This is a genomic window from Ruegeria sp. TM1040 (assembly GCF_000014065.1).
In the GTDB taxonomy this organism is placed as follows: domain Bacteria; phylum Pseudomonadota; class Alphaproteobacteria; order Rhodobacterales; family Rhodobacteraceae; genus Epibacterium.
Window position 1 is genome coordinate 341,405 of record NC_008044.1, and the last position, 18,136, is coordinate 359,540.

General features: G+C 61.3%; 17 protein-coding genes. 12 read left to right on the forward strand and 5 right to left on the reverse strand.

Annotation, left to right across the window (positions count from 1 at the left end; genetic code table 11):
• Positions 1-112 precede the first annotated feature (112 nt).
• From aroQ to TM1040_RS06025, 6 genes are all read left to right on the forward strand, one after another.
• The gene (aroQ, locus tag TM1040_RS06000; protein WP_011537685.1) at positions 113-553 is read left to right on the forward strand and encodes a type II 3-dehydroquinate dehydratase; all 441 of its coding nucleotides are present in this window, start codon (positions 113-115) and stop codon (positions 551-553) included.
• A gap of 284 nt (positions 554-837) precedes the next feature.
• Complete coding sequence (locus TM1040_RS06005; protein WP_011537686.1) at positions 838-2,328, forward strand: NCS1 family nucleobase:cation symporter-1; 1,491 nt, start codon at positions 838-840, stop codon at positions 2,326-2,328.
• Between the two features lie 482 nt (positions 2,329-2,810).
• Positions 2,811-3,365 (forward strand): hypothetical protein, encoded by a 555-nt coding sequence (locus TM1040_RS19720; RefSeq protein ID WP_193339803.1) that lies wholly within the window; start codon positions 2,811-2,813, stop codon positions 3,363-3,365.
• A 123-nt stretch (positions 3,366-3,488) separates the two neighbouring features.
• Positions 3,489-4,568 carry a transporter substrate-binding domain-containing protein gene (locus TM1040_RS06015; RefSeq protein WP_011537688.1) on the forward strand — a complete coding sequence of 360 codons (1,080 nt, stop codon included), beginning with the start codon at positions 3,489-3,491 and terminating at the stop codon, positions 4,566-4,568.
• An 11-nt stretch (positions 4,569-4,579) separates the two neighbouring features.
• A complete protein-coding gene (locus tag TM1040_RS06020) occupies positions 4,580-5,653 on the forward strand; it encodes a transporter substrate-binding domain-containing protein (RefSeq protein ID WP_011537689.1) in 1,074 nt (357 codons plus the stop codon).
• A gap of 197 nt (positions 5,654-5,850) precedes the next feature.
• Positions 5,851-8,334: an ATP-binding protein gene (locus tag TM1040_RS06025; protein WP_011537690.1), complete on the forward strand. Its 2,484-nt coding sequence runs from the start codon at positions 5,851-5,853 to the stop codon at positions 8,332-8,334.
• 144 nt (positions 8,335-8,478) lie between these two features.
• On the opposite strand, the gene TM1040_RS06030 is transcribed toward TM1040_RS06025, so the two are convergent.
• Genes TM1040_RS06030 through TM1040_RS06045 form a run of 4 tightly spaced genes read right to left on the reverse strand, consistent with a single transcriptional unit; the run spans position 8,479 to position 12,277 of the window.
• Positions 8,479-9,261, reverse strand: coding sequence for a heme ABC transporter ATP-binding protein (locus TM1040_RS06030; RefSeq protein WP_011537691.1), 783 nt, complete (start codon positions 9,259-9,261; stop codon positions 8,479-8,481).
• On the reverse strand, positions 9,258-10,346 hold the full coding sequence (locus TM1040_RS06035; protein WP_011537692.1) for a FecCD family ABC transporter permease: 1,089 nt from the start codon (positions 10,344-10,346) through the stop codon (positions 9,258-9,260). Before TM1040_RS06035 ends, TM1040_RS06030 begins: the two co-directional genes overlap by 4 nt.
• A gap of 3 nt (positions 10,347-10,349) precedes the next feature.
• Positions 10,350-11,198: a heme/hemin ABC transporter substrate-binding protein gene (locus TM1040_RS06040; protein ID WP_011537693.1), complete on the reverse strand. Its 849-nt coding sequence runs from the start codon at positions 11,196-11,198 to the stop codon at positions 10,350-10,352.
• Entirely contained in the window at positions 11,198-12,277 is a 1,080-nt protein-coding gene (locus TM1040_RS06045; protein WP_011537694.1) for a hemin-degrading factor, read from the reverse strand. The genes TM1040_RS06040 and TM1040_RS06045 overlap by 1 nt, the downstream gene beginning before the upstream one ends.
• Before the next feature lie 250 nt (positions 12,278-12,527).
• On the opposite strand from TM1040_RS06045, the gene TM1040_RS06050 reads away from it, so the two are divergent.
• From TM1040_RS06050 to TM1040_RS06075, 6 genes are read left to right on the forward strand one after another with little or no spacing between them, the layout of a single operon-like run.
• A complete protein-coding gene (locus tag TM1040_RS06050) occupies positions 12,528-14,540 on the forward strand; it encodes a TonB-dependent receptor domain-containing protein (protein ID WP_011537695.1) in 2,013 nt (670 codons plus the stop codon).
• Positions 14,541-14,559: 19 nt separating this feature from the next.
• Positions 14,560-15,021, forward strand: coding sequence for a hypothetical protein (locus tag TM1040_RS06055; protein WP_011537696.1), 462 nt, complete (start codon positions 14,560-14,562; stop codon positions 15,019-15,021).
• Positions 15,018-15,698, forward strand: coding sequence for a MotA/TolQ/ExbB proton channel family protein (locus TM1040_RS06060; protein ID WP_011537697.1), 681 nt, complete (start codon positions 15,018-15,020; stop codon positions 15,696-15,698). The genes TM1040_RS06055 and TM1040_RS06060 overlap by 4 nt, the downstream gene beginning before the upstream one ends.
• On the forward strand, positions 15,698-16,090 hold the full coding sequence (locus tag TM1040_RS06065) for an ExbD/TolR family protein (protein ID WP_011537698.1): 393 nt from the start codon (positions 15,698-15,700) through the stop codon (positions 16,088-16,090). Before TM1040_RS06060 ends, TM1040_RS06065 begins: the two co-directional genes overlap by 1 nt.
• A gap of 3 nt (positions 16,091-16,093) precedes the next feature.
• Positions 16,094-16,489, forward strand: a complete 396-nt coding sequence (locus tag TM1040_RS06070; RefSeq protein ID WP_011537699.1) for an ExbD/TolR family protein — start codon at positions 16,094-16,096, stop codon at positions 16,487-16,489.
• The gene (locus TM1040_RS06075) at positions 16,486-17,400 is read left to right on the forward strand and encodes a TonB family protein (protein WP_011537700.1); all 915 of its coding nucleotides are present in this window, start codon (positions 16,486-16,488) and stop codon (positions 17,398-17,400) included. The genes TM1040_RS06070 and TM1040_RS06075 overlap by 4 nt, the downstream gene beginning before the upstream one ends.
• On the opposite strand, the gene TM1040_RS06080 is transcribed toward TM1040_RS06075, so the two are convergent.
• On the reverse strand, positions 17,397-18,134 hold the full coding sequence (locus tag TM1040_RS06080; protein WP_011537701.1) for an aspartate/glutamate racemase family protein: 738 nt from the start codon (positions 18,132-18,134) through the stop codon (positions 17,397-17,399). The genes TM1040_RS06075 and TM1040_RS06080 overlap by 4 nt on opposite strands.
• Between the last annotated feature and the right edge of the window lie 2 nt (positions 18,135-18,136).

An 18,136-nucleotide genomic window follows, 5' to 3' on the forward strand; every position in this document is an offset into this window, starting at 1 on the left:
CCTTGAACGACGCAGGCGATTGGCCCTTTTGAAGAAATCATGGCGCCAACCCCGTCGAATGTCGTATGAACGGGCGCGGCCGCACTGGTTCACGACATCTGAAGGACACCCGATGACCCAAACCGTCTACATTCTCAATGGGCCCAACCTGAACCTTCTGGGCACCCGCGAGCCCGAGATCTATGGGCGCGAAACGCTGGCCGACATCGAGGCGCGGTGTCGCACGCTGTGCGAGGGGCACGGGTTTGAGCTTATGTTCCTGCAGTCCAACCACGAGGGCCAGCTTGTCGACTGGATTCAGGAGGCCCGGACCTCGGCCTGCGGTATCATCATCAACCCCGCAGCCTATACGCATACCTCTGTCGCCATTCGCGATGCGCTAAGTGCCTGCGAGATGCCGATCTTCGAGGTGCATCTGTCGAATGTACATGCGCGCGAGGCCTTTCGGCACCATTCCTATGTGTCGGCGATTGCGACCGGGGTGATCGCGGGGTTTGGCTCTTTTGGCTATGTCGCCGCGCTAGAGAAACTGGCGCAGGACGTTGGAGCCTGAACGCCCTACCCTCCTAACGGACGGAGGTGTGGCTGGTCTTCTCCCATAGCTGACGCGGGGTAGCACTGTCTGCGGGTGGCCGCGGTTTTGCACCGGTTTTGAGGTTCCTATGAGCACAAGTGGGGATCGGCGCAGGCCGGCGCGCGCCCCTGGGCGGGTCCGACTGTGCCCAATACGCCCGACATCTTGCGTCTCACATTTTGTCCCCGCACGTCGGGTTTTTTTGGTTTGCGCCCTTTGAAAGAACACGCCACAAATCCGGCTGTAAGGGAGGAAAACTAGAAATGACTGACATAACAAGCGGTTATGCCGCCTCAGAGGGTGCCGCGCACGCGCAGCTGGACCGTGCGCGCCTGGACCCCGAACTCTATAACGAGGATCAACTGCCCACCACCGCCGCCGAGCGCACATGGAATTGGCTGTCGATTTCGGCGCTTTGGGTCGGGATGGTGGTCTGTATCCCAACGTATCTTCTGGCGTCCTATCTGATTGGCGCGGGAATGAGCTGGGATCAGGCGGTTCTGACCATTCTGGCGGCCAATGCCATCGTGCTCATCCCGATGGTGCTGGTGGGCCATGCCGGCACCAAATACGGCATCCCGTTTCCGGTGCTGTTGCGCGCGTCCTTTGGTCCCGTGGGGGCCAAGATCCCGGCTGTTGCCCGTGGGATCGTGGCCTGCGGCTGGTTTGGCATCCAGACATGGGTTGGCGGTTCTGCGATCTTTGTGATCGTCAACAAGCTCACCGGAGGCGCGCTCGCGGCGGAGGCGCTGCCGCTTCTGGGGATCAGCCTTGGCGAATTTGTCTGCTTCTTGGCGTTCTGGGGCCTGCATCTCTACTTCATCAAGAACGGCACCGAGTCGATCCGCTGGCTTGAGACCTATGCCGCGCCGTTCCTGCTGGCGATGGGGCTTGCGCTCCTGGCATGGGCCTATTCTGCGGCGGGCGGATTTGGCGAGATGCTCTCCACCCCCAGCGCCTTTGATGTGGGCCAGCCCAAAGAGGGGCAGTTCTGGGCGGTGTTCTGGCCAAGCCTGACGGGTATGATTGGCTATTGGGCGACGCTTGCGCTCAATATTCCGGATTTCACCCGTCACGCCCGCAGCCAGAAAGATCAGTTGGTGGGGCAGATGGTGGGTCTGCCGATCCCGATGGCGTTGTTTGCCTTTATCGCCTCTGCTGTGACCTCGGCCACGGTTGTGATCTTTGGTGAGGCGATCTGGGATCCGGTGCAGCTCTCTGAACGCATGGGCGGCTCTGCGGTGATCATCGCGCTTTTTGCGCTGATCGTGGCGACGCTGACGACAAACCTTGCGGCCAATGTGGTGGCCCCGGCGCATGGGTTTGCCAATCTTGCGCCAAGCAAGATCAACCTTAAGCGTGGCGGCTATATCACGGCAGCCATCGGGATCGCGATGTTCCCGTGGATTCTGGTGAACCACATCGTTGGGTGGCTGATTGCCTATTCCGCGCTTTTGGGGCCGATCGCGGGCGTGATGCTGGCGGATTATTACCTCTTGCGCAAAACCCGGCTCGAGGTTGCGGATCTCTTTAAATCAAACGGCATCTATGCGGGGCACAATGGCACCAACTGGGCCGGTGTCCTGGCGCTGGTCATCGGCATTCTGCCAAATCTGCCGGGCTTTCTGGCCGGGGTGGGGCTTACGGATGGGACCTCGCCGTTCTTTGCGATGATCTATACCTACGCCTGGTTTGTGGGGCTCTTTGTTGCGGGCGCGGCCTATTTGCTGCTCTCCAAAATGGTTAACAAATAACAACTGTTGCTCCGGGGGAAGACCCCGGAGCGCCTTGATTTTAGCGCCAACTATCCAGCGTCTAGCGACAAAAAGCACCCTCAACTCAAAATGTTGACATGATTCGGTCGAGTGGTTAACAAAAGGTAAACGTCAAGTAACAAGTTTATCGTCGGTGGCGTTTTGCGGACCGGTGACGGGTGAGGGACAAAATGCAGCAGTTGAAACAGAGGCAGGATTTCACTGCCCGGTCGGCGCACACCAGCAGAACAGAGACCTCGCGATCTCCTACTCAGATCAAGACGATTTCCACGTCCGGCAATATCAAGCTGGCCCTCAAGAGCAGGCCTGACGCGGAGGGGCCCGCTGATGCGGCCAACTTGCCGCCCAAAGCCCAGCCCAAAGCGCTTTCAGCTGGCCCCCGACAGGACGCCCCGACCGCATCTGAACACGCATTTGGATCAGGTGGCGATTTTGGCGGCCAGCCGCGCGGAGCGGGTTTTTTGTCCGATGAACGCTTTGCCAAACCAGCTTTGGCGGCAGCTGCTTTGGCGGGGCTCCTGATCCTCGGCGCCACCACATTTGCGCTGTTGCCAGAGACCGAGGTCCCTGTAGAGGTGTCGCAAACCGCCGCGGGAACTGCCACGCCCGGGCCTTCTGACAACCTCGCTCGCTTGATGCAGGTGGCGGCAGTTAACCCGTCACCTGCTTCGGCAGAGGTCGCGCCCGCCGCTGACACCCCCGCAATGGCCGCGGCTGCAACGGGGGCAGGCGATGACATCATGTCGAAGATGACCGCCAGCACCTTGGCCGCGCTGCGCAGCCCTGCGCCGACTGCTGCGGCTCAGACCGACACTGGCGGGCGAGCGCCCCAGGCCGGGGGTGGTGCGCTTTATCAGTTGGTGATGACGGCGCATGCCCAGGGGCAGTCGCCAGCCTATATCGACCAAATGCTCAACGCCGCCTATCAGCGCGGCCAGATCTCGGTGCCAGAGGGGCTTGTTCGCGCCGATGGACGTGTCGACACGACCACCATACTGAGCCTTTTTATCCATTGATAACAGAGAAATAGCCCCGTGTTTTCCAGTGCGACTGGCGACGCGGTAGCAAGGCAAAGATCAAGAGCGAGCGCCAAGCTCGACAGGACGATACCATCTAAAATTGTTCTTCAGGGGGACCGAATGAGAAGATTGATCGCGGCTGCGGTGCTGGGCGTGTCTGCGCTCTGGGCGCAGGCAAGTGCAGCGCAAACCTGTGGTGGCATGTACACGGTTCAGCCCGGAGACAGCCTCTCGGTGATTGCGGATCGGCTCTATAAGAATGCGGGCATGTGGACTGCGATCCACAACCGCAACATAGCCGCCATCGGCCCCAAACCCGGATCGATCCGGGTGGGGATGCGGCTGGAGATCACCTGCCTCAATGGGTTGCCCGTTGGTCTTGAAGGCGGGCGCGCACTGAGTGCGTCCGCCCCGACAGAGGCGACGCCGGTCCAGATCGTCGCAGGCAATGCCACGGTGCGCCAGAAGATCAACCTTCTGACGGGGGATGATTTTGAACCCTTTACCGGAAAGTCCCTGCACAACGGCGGGCTGCTGACGGATCTGGTGAATGCGGCCATGACCGAGGCCAACCCCGCGCAGGGGTTTGCGATCCATTGGGTCGACCATTGGGCGGCGCATTTCGACCCGCTCTTGTCCAATGCGCTCCTCGACATCGGGTTTCCGTGGTACAAACCCAATTGCGCCGAGTTGCCAGACAACTACCGCTGTCAGAACCTGCTGTTCTCTGACCCGCTTTTTGAGACCTTGACCCTGATGTTCGCGGATGCGGCGCGCCCGGTATCTTTTGGCAGCGACGAGGACCTCTACGGCAAATCGATCTGTCGCCCCAAAGGCTATGATACCTCTATTTTCAACGAAAACGGCCGCAACTGGCTGCGCGAGGACAAGATCACGCTGGTGGTCGGCGCAACGCCCGGTGACTGCTTTGACATGGTGCTTGAGGGCAAGGCCGACGGGGTGGTGCTGAATGAATTCACCGGTCGCGACAAGATGAAGGAAATGGGGATCGTGGAGCGCATCCAGGTGGTGCCACAACCGATTTCGATTCAGTCGCACCATGTGGTTGTCCATAAGTCCCACCCGCAGGCCCAGGAGCTGTTGGCAATTGTAAACACCGGGCTGCGCGGGATCCGGGAGGATGGCTCCTATCAGGCCATCGTCGAGGACCATCTGGCACGCGTCTGGGCCGGATTTTGACGGGGGCGAGGATGCAACGCGATTTGGCTTTCTGGATCGGGCGCCTGCTTTTGGTGGTTGGGCTGCTGTCGGGGGTGGCCCCCAGTGCTGCCCGGGCGATTTGTGATGTGGATTATGTGGCCCAGCCGGGGGATAATCTTTTTACCATCGCGGAAGCCCATTACGGGGACCGCGATCGCTGGACGGTGATTTATTATCGCAATCAGGGCGAGCTGGCGGGGCCTTCGGTCATTCCGGGGCGCACGCTGTTTATTCCCTGCCCACCCAATATGCCAATCGAGAGCGCCCCCGCTGACGCGGTCGTGACGCAGGAGACGACTCCGGCCCCAACGGTGCAGCCCGCCGCAGAGCTCAATCTCTTGACCGGTGGGCAGTATGCGCCTTTCACCGATCCTGATCTGCCTGAACAAGGGCTCATCACCGAGCTTGTGCGCGCCGCGCTGGAGGTGGCCCCGTCGCCGGTGCCCTACGCGATTGGCTGGGACAATGATTGGAGCCAGCATCTGTCGCCAAAGCTGGAGAGCAAGCAGTTCGACATGGGGTTTCCCTGGGCAAAACCGGATTGTGCGGCTGACCCGAGTGCGGTGCGCTGCATGCGCTATCACTACTCCGATCCGCTAATGGAAGTCCCGGTGATGCTCTTTGTGCGCAGCGGCGGGGGCATGGTCTACGGCAGCGACGCGGACGTGATTGGCAAGACTCTGTGCCGCCCGCTGCGCGAGGATGTCTTTGATCTCGACACAGCAGCGCGGCGCTGGATCAGCGACGACAAAGTGACCCTTGTGCAGCCTGCCGCTGCCGGCGACTGTTTGCGAATGGTGGCCGACGGGCGTGTGGACGCGGCGGCTCTCAATCTCTTTGTGGGGGCGAGCGCGCTGGTGGCCGAAGGGCTGCGGGGGCGGGTCGAGCCGCTTGAAAAGCCGCTGTCGCAGGTGAGTCTCCATGTGATTATCTCAAAGACCCATTGGCGCGGCACCTCTCATCTCTATCGGATGAACGCCGGGTTGCGCCACCTGCGCGAGAGCGGGCGATACGATGAAATCGTAAGCAGACACATGGAGTTGTTCTGGTCGGGCCTCCAATAAGATCCGCTGCAGCCTTGCCATATCGGAAACAATGTCCCGGTGATCTTCGTGATTATCGGTTGATTTTGAATTACAAATATCTCTTTGAGCTTCGAGGGAATGATGAAACTGTGCTTGTTTAACGGCACGGGAAGGATTCTGATGGATACTGCCTGCTAGTGTTAACGAGGACCAAGTATGAAACGGAGACCGAAGCGGTGCGCGATTGGTTGCAGTCATTTTTTGTAGCTCTGGGGAACCGGACGTATCTGCCAACCTGGATCGCACTCTTTGTCGTTGGCATCGCCTTTGCCTATGCAGAGAGACAGAACCAGATCATCAATGATCAGGAACTGCGCGCCGAGGTGCAGGCAGAAGTCGGGCTGATCCGATCCCATCTCGAAGGCAAGCTGACAGCAGATGTGCAGCTGATCAAAGGTCTTGTCGGGGCGTTGATGGCTGAACAGCTGATGACGCAGGAAACCTTTAACGAGGTGGCCTCTTACGCTGCCGGTGATCGGCATGAAATCCTGAACATCGCCATCGCGCCCGATCTGGTTGTCACCATGGTCTACCCCTACGAGCGCAACAAGGCGGTGCTCGGCCTTGATTACAACAAGAACGAAGCCCAGCGAGAAGCCGTCATGCGCATGCGTGACAGTGGCGAGATCGTGTTGGCCGGTCCGGTGAACCTCGTGCAAGGGGGCACGGGGTTTATCATTCGCTACCCGGTCTTTGCCGGTGAAGGCGCGGATCGCAGGTTCTGGGGTATGGTCGCGGCCGTGATCGACGCCGATGCACTTTATGCGGAGGCGGGGCTCGCGGCAGAGGACCTGCCGATTGAAATCGCACTCAGTGGCCGTGACGGGACAGGCCATCAGGGCGGTGTTTTCTACGGGGATCAGAACATTCACGACCATGATCCGATTGTGACGGATGTGTTTCTGCCAACCGGCACCTGGGAATTGGCGGCGATTCCGCGTGGCGGCTGGCCCAAACAGCCCGGGAACCTGCTAGAATTGAGGCTGGTCCTTTTGGCGGCCGGGATCTTGATCATTGTGCCGACGTTCATGGCATGCCGGCTCTCTGCGGTGCGGCGGGCGACCATCAACACGCTGCGCAAACGTGAAACCGAGCTGGAGCGCAATCAGGCGGAGCTTGAACAGCTCTCGACCGTGGCGCAGAACGCATCGGACAGCATCGTTCTGAGCGGTCCAGATCAGCGGATTTTCTGGGTCAACGAGGCGTTTTCGCGCATGACTGGCTACACGGTTGACGAGGCCGTCGGCAAACGTCCCGGCGAGCTGTTGAACGGACCTGAGACCGACCCGGCCACCATCCGCGAGATCAGCGAGTATATCTCGCGCGGGGAGCGGCTCCACCGCGAGATCCTGAATTACACCAAAAGCGGCAAGACGATTTGGGTCGATACCAATCTTGTGCCCGTGCTTGATGAGGACGGCGAGATAAACATGGTGATTGGCATCGAACGCGATGTGACCTCGCAAAAGCAGAACGCGGCAGAACTGGCGGTGGCCAAGGTTGCGGCAGAGCAGGCAGATCGCACCAAGACGGAATTTCTCGCCAATATGAGCCATGAGATCCGCACCCCCATGAACGGCATCATCGGCATGGCGGATCTCCTGTCGGAGACGGAGCTACACGAGGATCAGGAGCAATATGTCCAGATCATCCGCACCTCCTCGAAGGCGCTGTTGAAGATCATCAACGACATTCTGGATCTCACCCGGATGGAGTCCGGCAAACTCTCGCTGGAGCCTGTCGATTTCGATCTTGAGAGCTGCATCGAGAATGCTGTTGATATTCTGCGTCCCGTCGCCAGCGAAAAGGGGCTGGATCTGACCGTCAATTACGCCTCGGGGCTGCCAAGAACCGTACGGGCTGATGATGGACGCCTGCGACAGATCCTTGTGAACCTCGTGGGCAATGCAGTGAAATTCACGGCCTCCGGTCGCGTGGACGTGCGCGTGCTCTGCGCATCAACCAACCCCTACCGGCTGACGATCGACGTGCAGGACACCGGGATCGGCATGACGTCAGCACAGCTGCACAATATCTTTGATCGGTTTTCGCAGGCAGATGCGGCGACCACGCGCTCCTTTGGTGGCACCGGCCTCGGGCTGACGATCTCGCGCTTGCTGGCAAAGCAGATGGACGGGGATATCACCGTGTATTCCGACCCGGGACGAGGCAGCTGTTTCTCGCTGCATATCCAGTGCCAGGCGCCCCTTGGCCTGCCCGGGCATATTGACGCCGACGAAGCGCCGGATCTCGATCTGATCTATGGCTGCAAGGTCCTGCTGGCCGAGGACAATCGCACCAACCGCCTGTTGATCCGCAAATACCTCTCGGATCTCTCTGTCGATCTGATCGAAGCCAGCAATGGCCAAGAGGCGGTGGAACTCTGCGCGCATCATCGTCCGGATCTGATCCTGATGGATATGTCGATGCCGGAAATGGACGGGCTCACGGCGACCCGTCTGATCCGCATGCCGCAAAACCCGCACCAACCACCAATCGTGGCTTTGACGGCCAATGCCTTTGCAAGCGATCGGGAGGCTTGTCTGGCGGCCGGGATGAACGGCTTCTTGTCAAAGCCCATCAACAAGCGCGAGCTCTTGCACGGAATGGCCGGTGTGCTTGATGACCCTGACAACCTCAGACGCGTTGCAAGCGGCTGATCGCGTGACCCTGAGGTGATCTGCAGGTCCAAGGTCAGAAGATCGGGCGTCATACCCAATCAGAAAACCCAAGGCCGCAAACACGGGCCTTGGGTTTTATCGTTTGGATGCGCGGAGCGGTGCAGGCGCCGATCCGCAGTAGAGTCATGCCCGCGCCGTTTGCGGCAGAACAAAGACGGCGGCATCTGCGGGCACTTTTCCGATGCGCAGGTCGCATCCGTAGACCTCTGACAGGCGTTGATCGGTCAGAACGTCCGCCACTGTTCCGGCACCTGCGGTCTCTCCGCCGGTCATGACATGCACGTGATCGGCATACATCGCGGTGAGGTTCAGGTCGTGCATCACCGCAACCACCCCGCCACCGCCATCCGCAAACTGGCGCGCGATATCCATCACCGTCAGCTGATGGGCGATGTCGAGACTGGAGACAGGCTCGTCCAGAAACAACCAGCAAGGTTGCCCCTCCCGCATCGGAGCGCCGACCTGCGCCAGAACCCGCGCCAGCTGGACCCGCTGTTGTTCGCCTCCGGAGAGTTCCTGATAGGAGCGCCCGGCATAGCCCTCAAGGTCCACGCGGGCCAGTGCCTCAAAGGGAAGCCGCGTGTTCTGTGCCTCAGGCCCGGCCATCAGCCCCAGTCGCACTACCTCCAGCACCGTGAACGGAAAGGCGAGATGGGCGGCCTGTGGCAACACCCCGCGCAGGCTTGCCAGCTCCCAGGCGGCGTAGTCCTGCAACAGCCGCCCGTTGAGGGAGATCTGTCCCTCTGACGGCAGCTCTGCAACCAAGGCCTTGAGCAAGGTGGACTTGCCGGAGCCATTTGGTCCCACGATCGCGGAGAGCGCCCCAGCGCGTGCCGCGAACGTCACATCCTTCAGGATCTGCTTTTTGCCGATCGAGAGGGAAATCTGCTGTGCATGCAAGGTCATTGATCCACCATCCCCCGTCGTTTCAGCAAGATCCACAGAAACACTGGCGCGCCAAGGACGGCTGTGACGATGCCGATTGGCAGTTCGGCAGGCGCGATGATGGTACGGCTGATGAGGTCGGCGCCAAGCAGCAGCGTCGCGCCAAGGAGGGCCGCATTGGGCAAAAGCGTGCCATGATCCGGCCCTGTGGCAAGGCGCAGCACATGCGGGACCACGATGCCTACAAAGCCTATGCCCCCGGTGGCCGCAACGGCGACGCCGGTGGCCGCAGCAACCGAGAAGATCGCGGCGTTTTTCATGCGCTGAACTGAAATGCCCATATGGGCGGCGGCCGCTTCTCCAAGCGCCAGACAGTTCAACCCATGCGCAAGCCATGTCGCACCCGCGATGGCGATCACGATCACTGGACCTGCGATCATGGATTTCTCCCATGTGGCCCCGGCAAGGGAGCCCATCTGCCAGAATGTCAGGTCACGCAATTGGTTGTCGTCGGCCATATAGACCAGAATGCCGGAAACCGCGCCTGCAAGCGCTCCGAGTGCAATCCCCGCCAGCAGCATCGTTGCCACAGACGTGCGCCCGGCGCGGGTTGAGACACGGTAGAGGATCAAGGTGCTCCCCCAGCCGCCGACAAAGGCCGCAGCCGGGGTTACATAATGACCAAAGAGGCCCTGCACCCCGACCGGAAGCAGGCCCCCGAGAACAATCGACAGGATCGCGCCAAGACCTGCGCCGGCTCCCACGCCGACAAGGCCCGGATCGGCAAGCGGGTTGCGAAACAGGCCCTGCATCACTGCCCCCGAGACCGCAAGCGCGGCCCCCACCAGGACACACAGGAGCACGCGCGGCAGGCGAATGTCCCAGAGGACAACGCGCTCCATTGTGCTGAGGTCCTGACCGGAGAGGAGTTTGCCAAGCGCCCCCCAGAGCGAGGTACCAGAGGCGCCGAGGGCGAGGTTTACAACGATGGCAAGGGCCAGCAGCACCACAAGAACGACGCTCAGGCGGCGCGCGAGGATGCGGCGATCAAGCTGTCTGATGTCGCGCGCATAGGGCCCGGGGGAGGGGTCACTCAGTGCCACCATGGTTCAGATCTCACCATATAAAGCGCGGGCGAGTGTCAGCGCCGCATCCGCTGTCCGCGGACCAAACCCCAGTAGATAGAGGCCATTCATGCGCACAACGGAGCCCGTCTCGGCCGCGGGGGTGGTGACGATGGCGGGCAGCGCGAGAAGTGTCTCGTCGGGCATGCCGTGGTCGCCGCCGCGATCCATCATCAGGATCACATCCGGCTGCGCGCGGGTCACGGCCTCGTCGGTCATGAGCTTGTAGCCCTCAAACTCCGACAGCGCGTTGACGCCCCCCGCGAGGGCGATGATGCCATCGGCGGCTGTATTTGTCCCCGAGGCCATGATGCGACCGCCACGCGTGGAAAGGACAAACAAGACGCGTTTGCGCTCGCTGTCGGGAAGGCGTGCGACGCGCTCGGCCACTGCTACCAGTTCGCCCTCTACTTTGTCGGCGAGGGTTGCGGCCGCGTCGGGTTCGCCAATGGCCGCACCCACGGCGTTGATCTTGTCGACGATGCCTTGGGCACTGAAGTCATCCGGCACTTCGACAAAGGTGATGTCGGCCTGTTTCAGGACTGCCAGCGTTTCTGCCGGGCCTGCGCCCGCCTCGGAGACGATCAGGTTTGGGTTCACGGATAGCACCCCCTCGGGTGCAAGGGCGCGCATATAGCCCACATCGGGCAGGGCCTCGGCCTCTGCTGGATAGCTTGATGTGGTGTCGCGGGCGACAATTTTGTCCTCTGCACCAAGGGCATAGATGATTTCCGTAACGGAGCCTCCGATCGAGAGGATCCGGTCTGCGGCCTGCGCCACCGGTGCCGTCATCAGGCTGGCGGTGGCCGTCGCGACCAAGAGAAGGTGACGCATCACACGGTCTCCTCTGTGTGCAGACGGGGCAGGGTGGAGAGGATGTCGGCCCATGCGGGGCGGCTGTCGCGGGCCTCGGCGTTGCGGCCAAAGATCTGTAGGATGATGTTGCCCTCCCCGTCAAAGGCCTCGAGCGAGAGCGCCGGGCCGCGCTGGGTCGGTTTGTTGACCACATAGACTTCTTTGATGTGATCAAGGCGCAGGTGCAGGTTGAAGCGTGGATCCATCACGTTCTGCCAAGGCCCCATCGCGCGCAGGGTCTCGATGGGCCCGCTGTGGATCTGGATACAGCCGCGATTGCCGACAAAAAGCATGATCTCTGTTTTGCTCTTGGCCAGTGCCTGCAGGGCGGCGTCCACGGCTTCGGGGGGCACGCGCTCCACAAAGGGCGCGCCGACGATGCGATAAGCGCCCAAGCGGTTCATCTTGAGCTTGGAGGTCAAGCGCAGGAATTGATGGGTATCGGTCATCTTGCGCCATTCATCGCGCAAGACTTCGCATTTGGCAGGGTTGCTTTTGGGCGCCTCTACGGGTTTGCGCGCGGCCACCTCGAGCACATCGGAGGTGTCGCCGCTGGCCAGCGCTGCCACCACCTCGTCCCAGGCCGCGTGATCGGAGGTCTCGCGCAGGTGGATCTTGTGGACGGCATCGCCCGCGGCATCAAAGATCTGGATCGAGCGCTTGGGGCCGGTGTCGGTGTCTTCATTCAGGGCAAAGGCGTGGATCCAATGGCTTGGAAAGAGGCGCAGGTCGATTTCTGGCTGCAGAATCATCGCGGCATGCGGGCCGCTCTTATAGTTGCCATAGACGCCAACGCGTTCATGCACGCAGGAGGCATTGCGGGTGAGCGCCATGACCTCGCCGAGGCGTTCGATCTGGGGCATCACCGCGTCGGGATGGGCGTGCAGCCGGGTCACGCCTCGCCCGGTATAGGCCGCGAGCAACTGTGCCTCGCGGATCTGAAAGCGGTCGCAAAAATCCCGCGCACGCAAAGCGTTATGCTCTGCGCGCAGGTCGCGGATAACTTGGGGAGACAATGCACTCTGGGCATTGGCGGAAGGGGAATGTGCCTGATCCATCAGGGTCCTCGAACTTTGGGTTGGGAGACTGCTGGCTTGCGCCCTCATGGTTCGGGGCGTTCAGGCTGACGTCCGAGACGATCCGTGTGCATCGGCTCGGGATAATTCTTGACAGATTTAATAAATCATTTTAGAGGCCGCAAGAGTGAACGCTGAAAGATCGGAATATTTCGATCCTTGAGGCGCAAGATACCAAGCCAGCCCCGGGCGAGCATGCGGAATCCAACTGCAGAAAGAACATGGGGACGACATGCAAATCAAAGACATGCGCGGGGTGCTTTTGTGCTCCGCTTCGGCAATGGCATTGGCGCTGAGCGCACCGGTGGCGAAGGCTCAGGACGTAAGCGAAGAGGACGGCTTCCTCGGGCTCTTGGTGCTTGGCAACAACAAACGCGAGGTGCAGACCGACACCGCAGCGCCTGAAACGGTCATCAACGCCGAAGAAATTCAGGACCGTCAGGCCAGCAGCATTGCCGAGCTCATCGACTCTGTGCCCGGTGTGGCGCTGGTGAATTCCGGCACCCCGACGGGGGCGGGGATCAACATTCGCGGACATGGTGCGGATGGCACCTATGGCGCCAACCAAAAGGTCCAGATCCAGATCGACGGGGCCTCGGTCGGCTCCGAGGAGCTCTATCGCATCGGCACCCAATTGACGACCGATCCTGAGCTCTATCGCGAGGTTTCCGTCATTCGCGGCACTGTGGGGTCGTTTGAATATGGCTCCGGGGTGATTGGCGGCGTGGTGCGGCTTGATACGATCAATGCCTCGGATCTCACCGATGGTCAGGTCGGTCTCTCGGGACGGCAGACGCTGGGCTATCACGGCAATTCGAACGCGCGGATCTCATCGACGATCCTGGGCTGGCAACCCACTGAGAACCTTGAATTCTTGTTCAACTACACGCGGCGCGAGCAAGATGATTACACCGATGGCAACGGGGATGTCGTCAGCGATACCGCCTCTGAGGTTTCATCGCTGCTCTTGAAAGGCAAATACAGCTTTGGCGACAATGCGGCGCAATCCCTGACCCTGTCGTTCAATGAGAGCACATCGGACGAAAAAGACGTCCCCTATGATGCATTTGCGGGCAATGCGGCCTTTGGCAATGTGGACCGCCTGACCGAGACCAAATCGGCCGTGCTGGAATATGCTTACAACCCGCTGGGCAATGATCTGGTCGATCTCACGGCGACGCTGTCCTATGCGGATCAATACATCGAGCAAGAGCAGGTGAGTGGGACGCCCTTTGGTATTCAGGACGCCGATCACCGCTATGAGACAACCAAGCTCACTGTGAAAAACAGCGCGTTGTTTCAGGCGTTTGGGGCCAAGCACACCCTGCGTGCGGGGGCTGAAATCCTGCGAAAGGAACGGTTGAATGCGGCGTCGGCCCCGGGCGGTACGGATCAACGGCTGGCGCTCTTTGCGATTGATGAGCTTGATTTCGACAATGGCCTGACGGTGACACCGGCGCTGCGCTACGAACGCCAGGAGATCGAGGCCAGCACGGATGGCAACAACATCCGCGCGGGAGAGACCTTCAACAACAGCGCGCTCATGGGCGGGGTCTCTGCACGCTACGCGTTCCAGAACGGCTTTGCGGTATTTGGCTCGGTCGCCTATACGGCCGGTTTCCCGATCATCGACGATGTTGATTACGCCGACTATCCGACCTTGATGACCCAGACTGAAAAAGCGGTCACGCATGAGATCGGCGCGTCCTTTGACCGGGTTGGCGTATTTGCCTCCGATGATGTTGTGATGGCCAAGGTGAACCTCTGGCAGACCAGACTCTGGGACTACACCTCGTCGGGATCCAGCTTTGCCGAGTTTGACCGTCAGGACACCAAGGGCGTGGAGATCGAGGCCTCTTACAGCCATATGTCGGGGTTCTATGTGGATATGAACGCCAACATCAGCAGCGGCCATTGGACCAAATTCCAGAGCGGAACCAATGAGCGCTATCGCGAGCGCTATGATGGCATGCCGCCCACCAATCTGGCGCTGACCCTCGGCAAGAAGTTCAACGAACAGCTCGATGTGTCCTGGGAAGGCGCGTTCTTCAAGCGGTTCGAAGACACCCCCGGGTTTGCGGTGCACAACCTGCGGGCCTCTTACGACATCGACACGGGGTTCTTGAAAGAAGCCAAGCTACGCGTGGGCGTCGATAACCTTTTTGACAAGCAATATCAGACGCATCTGGCGACGCGCCCGGCGCCGGGTCGCAACATCAAAGTGTCGCTGACGGCGGCTTTCTAACCAAGGAGCAGAGACGAAGATGATGATCCAAAGCCAGGTTTACAAAGCCGTATGCGCGCTTGCTGTCCTCACCTCCCTCGGGGGGGCAGCCATGGCGCAGGACACGGCCACCCCGCCAACGGCCGTCCCTTCACCGGTCGGCGTCGCGATTGAACTCAATGCGTTGCAGGATCAGGCGGGTGCATGCCGTCTGTCTTTCATGGCGCAAAACAAGGCACAGATCGCCATTGAGACAGCCGTCTACGAGGCCGTGCTGTTTGATCGGGCCGGAGAGGTGATGCTTCTGACGCTCTTTGATTTTCGCGAGTTGCCGGCCGGGCGTCCGCGGGTGCGCCAGTTCGATGTTGCTGGTGTGGCCTGCGCGGATCTTGGGCGGGTGCTCATCAACGGCGCCAGCCAATGTCAAAGCAGCGGCGACGGTGATCTCTGCGAGGCGGGGCTTGGCCTGTCCAGCCGGACGGAAGTGGAGTTGTTGGGATGAGTGAGATCAGGGAGTTCTGGACGGCAATAAAGGCGTCCTTGCTGGAGGTGGTGGAGATCGGCGGGCCGGTGGTCGTGGTGCTTATTGGACTGTCGATCGTCAGTGCGGCGACGGTGTTATACAAGCTCTGGCAGTTCCGGCGCTCAGGCGTGGGGCGTCACCGGAGCATTTCCATGGCGCTGGAAGCCTATGAACGCGGCGATGCCAAGACCGCCCGCGCGCTGTTGGCCCAATCATCAAGCTATCTGGTTGCGCCCCTCCAGCGCGCCATGCAAGGCGGCGCTGGCCCAGATCATGCAAGACAGTCGGATCGTTGCGATGCGGAGGCGGAGGCCCTGTTTTCGCGCCTTGAAACCGGGCTTGGGTTTCTGGATCTGGTGGCGCAACTTGCGCCGCTTATCGGGCTGTTTGGCACCGTTCTGGGGATGATCGAGGCGTTTCAGGGACTTCAGGCTGCGGGCACCTCGGTTGATCCCACTGTTCTGGCCGGGGGCATCTGGGTTGCGCTTTTGACCACGGCTGCGGGGTTGGCGGTGGCGATGCCTGTGGCTGCCGTGCATGGCTGGCTCAGCGCAGCGGTGGAGCGTGACCGGGTGTTTGCCAATCACGCGTTGCGTCGGGTCTTTGCGCCCGACGCGCTCACCCCGGTGCAGTTGAGCCCGAAAGAGGCCGCCTGATGGCACTGCGCTTGGGATGTAAAAAGAGGCGCAGACTGTCGATGACTTCGCTCATCGATGTGATCTTTCTGCTGCTGTTGTTCTTTATGCTCTCTTCGACGTTTTCGCGCTTTGGCAGTGTCGACCTCATGGCCGCCAACGCCGGATCGGGGCGTTCCGATGAGACGCGTCCAGTGTTTTTGAAACTCGCGCCCACGCAGATGTCGCTGAATGGTGAAGCACTCGCTCTTGAGGGGCTTGGGATGCGCCTTGACGCCTTGCGGGCGCAACGGCAGGGGACGCCGCATCAGTTGTTGCTGAGCCTGTCCGGCGCGGTGACCTCACAGCGTTTGGTGGACGTGCTCGCGGTTTTGCGTCGCCAGCCGGATCTCGCCGTGACGGTGGTGGAGTAACCCATGCCGATAGAACGACGCACGAAAAAGAGCCACCGCGAGCCGACGATTGCGCTCATCAACGTGGTGTTCCTGATGCTGGTCTTCTTCATGGTGGCGGGATCGCTTGCGCCCTCACTGGACCCAACGGTGCGCCTGGTGCAAGCCTCAGAGCTGGAGGCCGCACCCCCGCCGGACGCTCTGGTGATCCGGGCCGATGGTAGCCTGCATTTTCGCGGTGCCGAGCTCACCTCTCCTGAGGCCTATGTGCGCATCATCTGGGAAGAGGAAGACGCCTTTACCGCGCGTCTGGTGCCGGACCGCGCCTTGCCGGCCAGCACGCTTTTGACCATCGCAAAGGAACTGCGCCGGCTTGGCGCAGAACGGGTGACACTCTTGTCAGAACAGAGCCTCACATGATTGCGCGTTCGCCTTTGATTGCCTGTGTATCGCTCTTTTGTGCGCTGGCTGCCCATGCGGCTCTCCTGGTGGATCTCGAAGAGACCGCTGTGGAAATCGAAGGGGGGGACACCCAAGCGCCCGCAGCGCTGGGCAGCAGTTTTGCGGACCTTGTTCAGGGCACTGCCACAACTGTCGAGGCTGATGCCACGCGCCACACCACGCCGGTTGATCCTGTTCCCCCCGCGCCGACAACGCAGGTGAGCGCCACACCAATCGCGCCGGTTTCCACGCCCGCTTCTGCGCCGCGCTCTGCTGCGGTCTCGGCGCCTGTGATGCCTGCTGTGCCCCCCGTGACGGAGGCTTCGCCCTCGCCGATTGCTGCGGCGGTGGCTCCTGTTGAGGCCCCAGCCCGCGAGGTTCAGCCCGACCAGGCCGAGGCTCTGGACACCGCTTCAGAGCTGGCACCTCAAGAGAGCCCGCGCCCGCTGCGCCGCCCCGAAGCTGCGCCACAGGCACGCGACAAGGCGGAAACGCAAGCCCCGGCAGCGCCTGCGCCGCGCGGCAACAGCACCGTCAACGCCCGCGCGGGCAGCGAGACGGGCGCAGAACAACAGCGCGCGAGCCAAGCCGCTAGCACCCGGCCTGCAGCGGGCAGTGGCGCGGGGAATGCGGCGGCGTCCAATTATCCGGGGCAGGTGATGCGCAAGATTTCCCGCGTGCGCAAACCCCGAACCTCGGTGCGGGGGGTGGCGCATGTGTCCTTTGTGATCGGCAGCGGTGGACAGTTGGCGTCGGTGCGCATTCGCAAGAGCTCCGGCTCGACAGAGCTCGATCAACTGGCGCTGCAGCAGATCCGCAGAGCCGCGCCGTTCCCGCCGCCACCCGTGGGCGCGCGGACGCAATACTCTATTGCGATCAAAGGCCGTTAGCGCCAGCGCGGATCGGCCAGTTCGGATTGAAACCGGCGCGGCATCAGACCGGCCTGAAACCATTTTAGAAAGCTCTCGATGGAGTAGACGGGCAGGCCGGTTGCGCGGCGGATATCATAGGCGAAGGGCACCATATTGGTGCACTCGAGCACGATGGCGCCGACCTCGGGGTGGGTTGTGCATAGCTGCTGTGCTGCGCCCAGCAGATCGGCGCGGCAGGCCTCGATGTCGATCTCAAGCCGGTCATTGAGAAAGCCATCGCAGAAGGCGCGCCCCTCTTCGGTGCCGACAACAGGCGTGTCTGCTGCGACGCCCGCTGCGGCCAAATGCGCCTCTGTAAGGGCGGGGCGAGAAACCGTGAGGATGCCAACCCTTTGTCCAGCCGGAAGCAGGGCTTGCACCATTGGAACCTGCATCAAAGAGGAGGCCGCGACTGGCACGCCGAGCGCATCCTTGATCTGGTCCTGAATGAGCGACAGGTACCCGCAGGTTGTGGTGATCCCATCACAGCCCATATCGACCAGATCGCGGCCAGCGGCGATGAAGTCCTCGACCAGCGCGCGCGGGTCCTGCCGCACGGCGCGATCCGGTGTCGCCCCGCGTACAACACGATATTGCATCGGAAAATCAAAGCTCTCGGCATGGCCGATGTCACCGGGTATGCGGGGAAAGCGTGTTTCCAGCATCAACACGCCGATGCTCGCGCCATAGACCGTTTTGCCGCCGCGTTGCATGG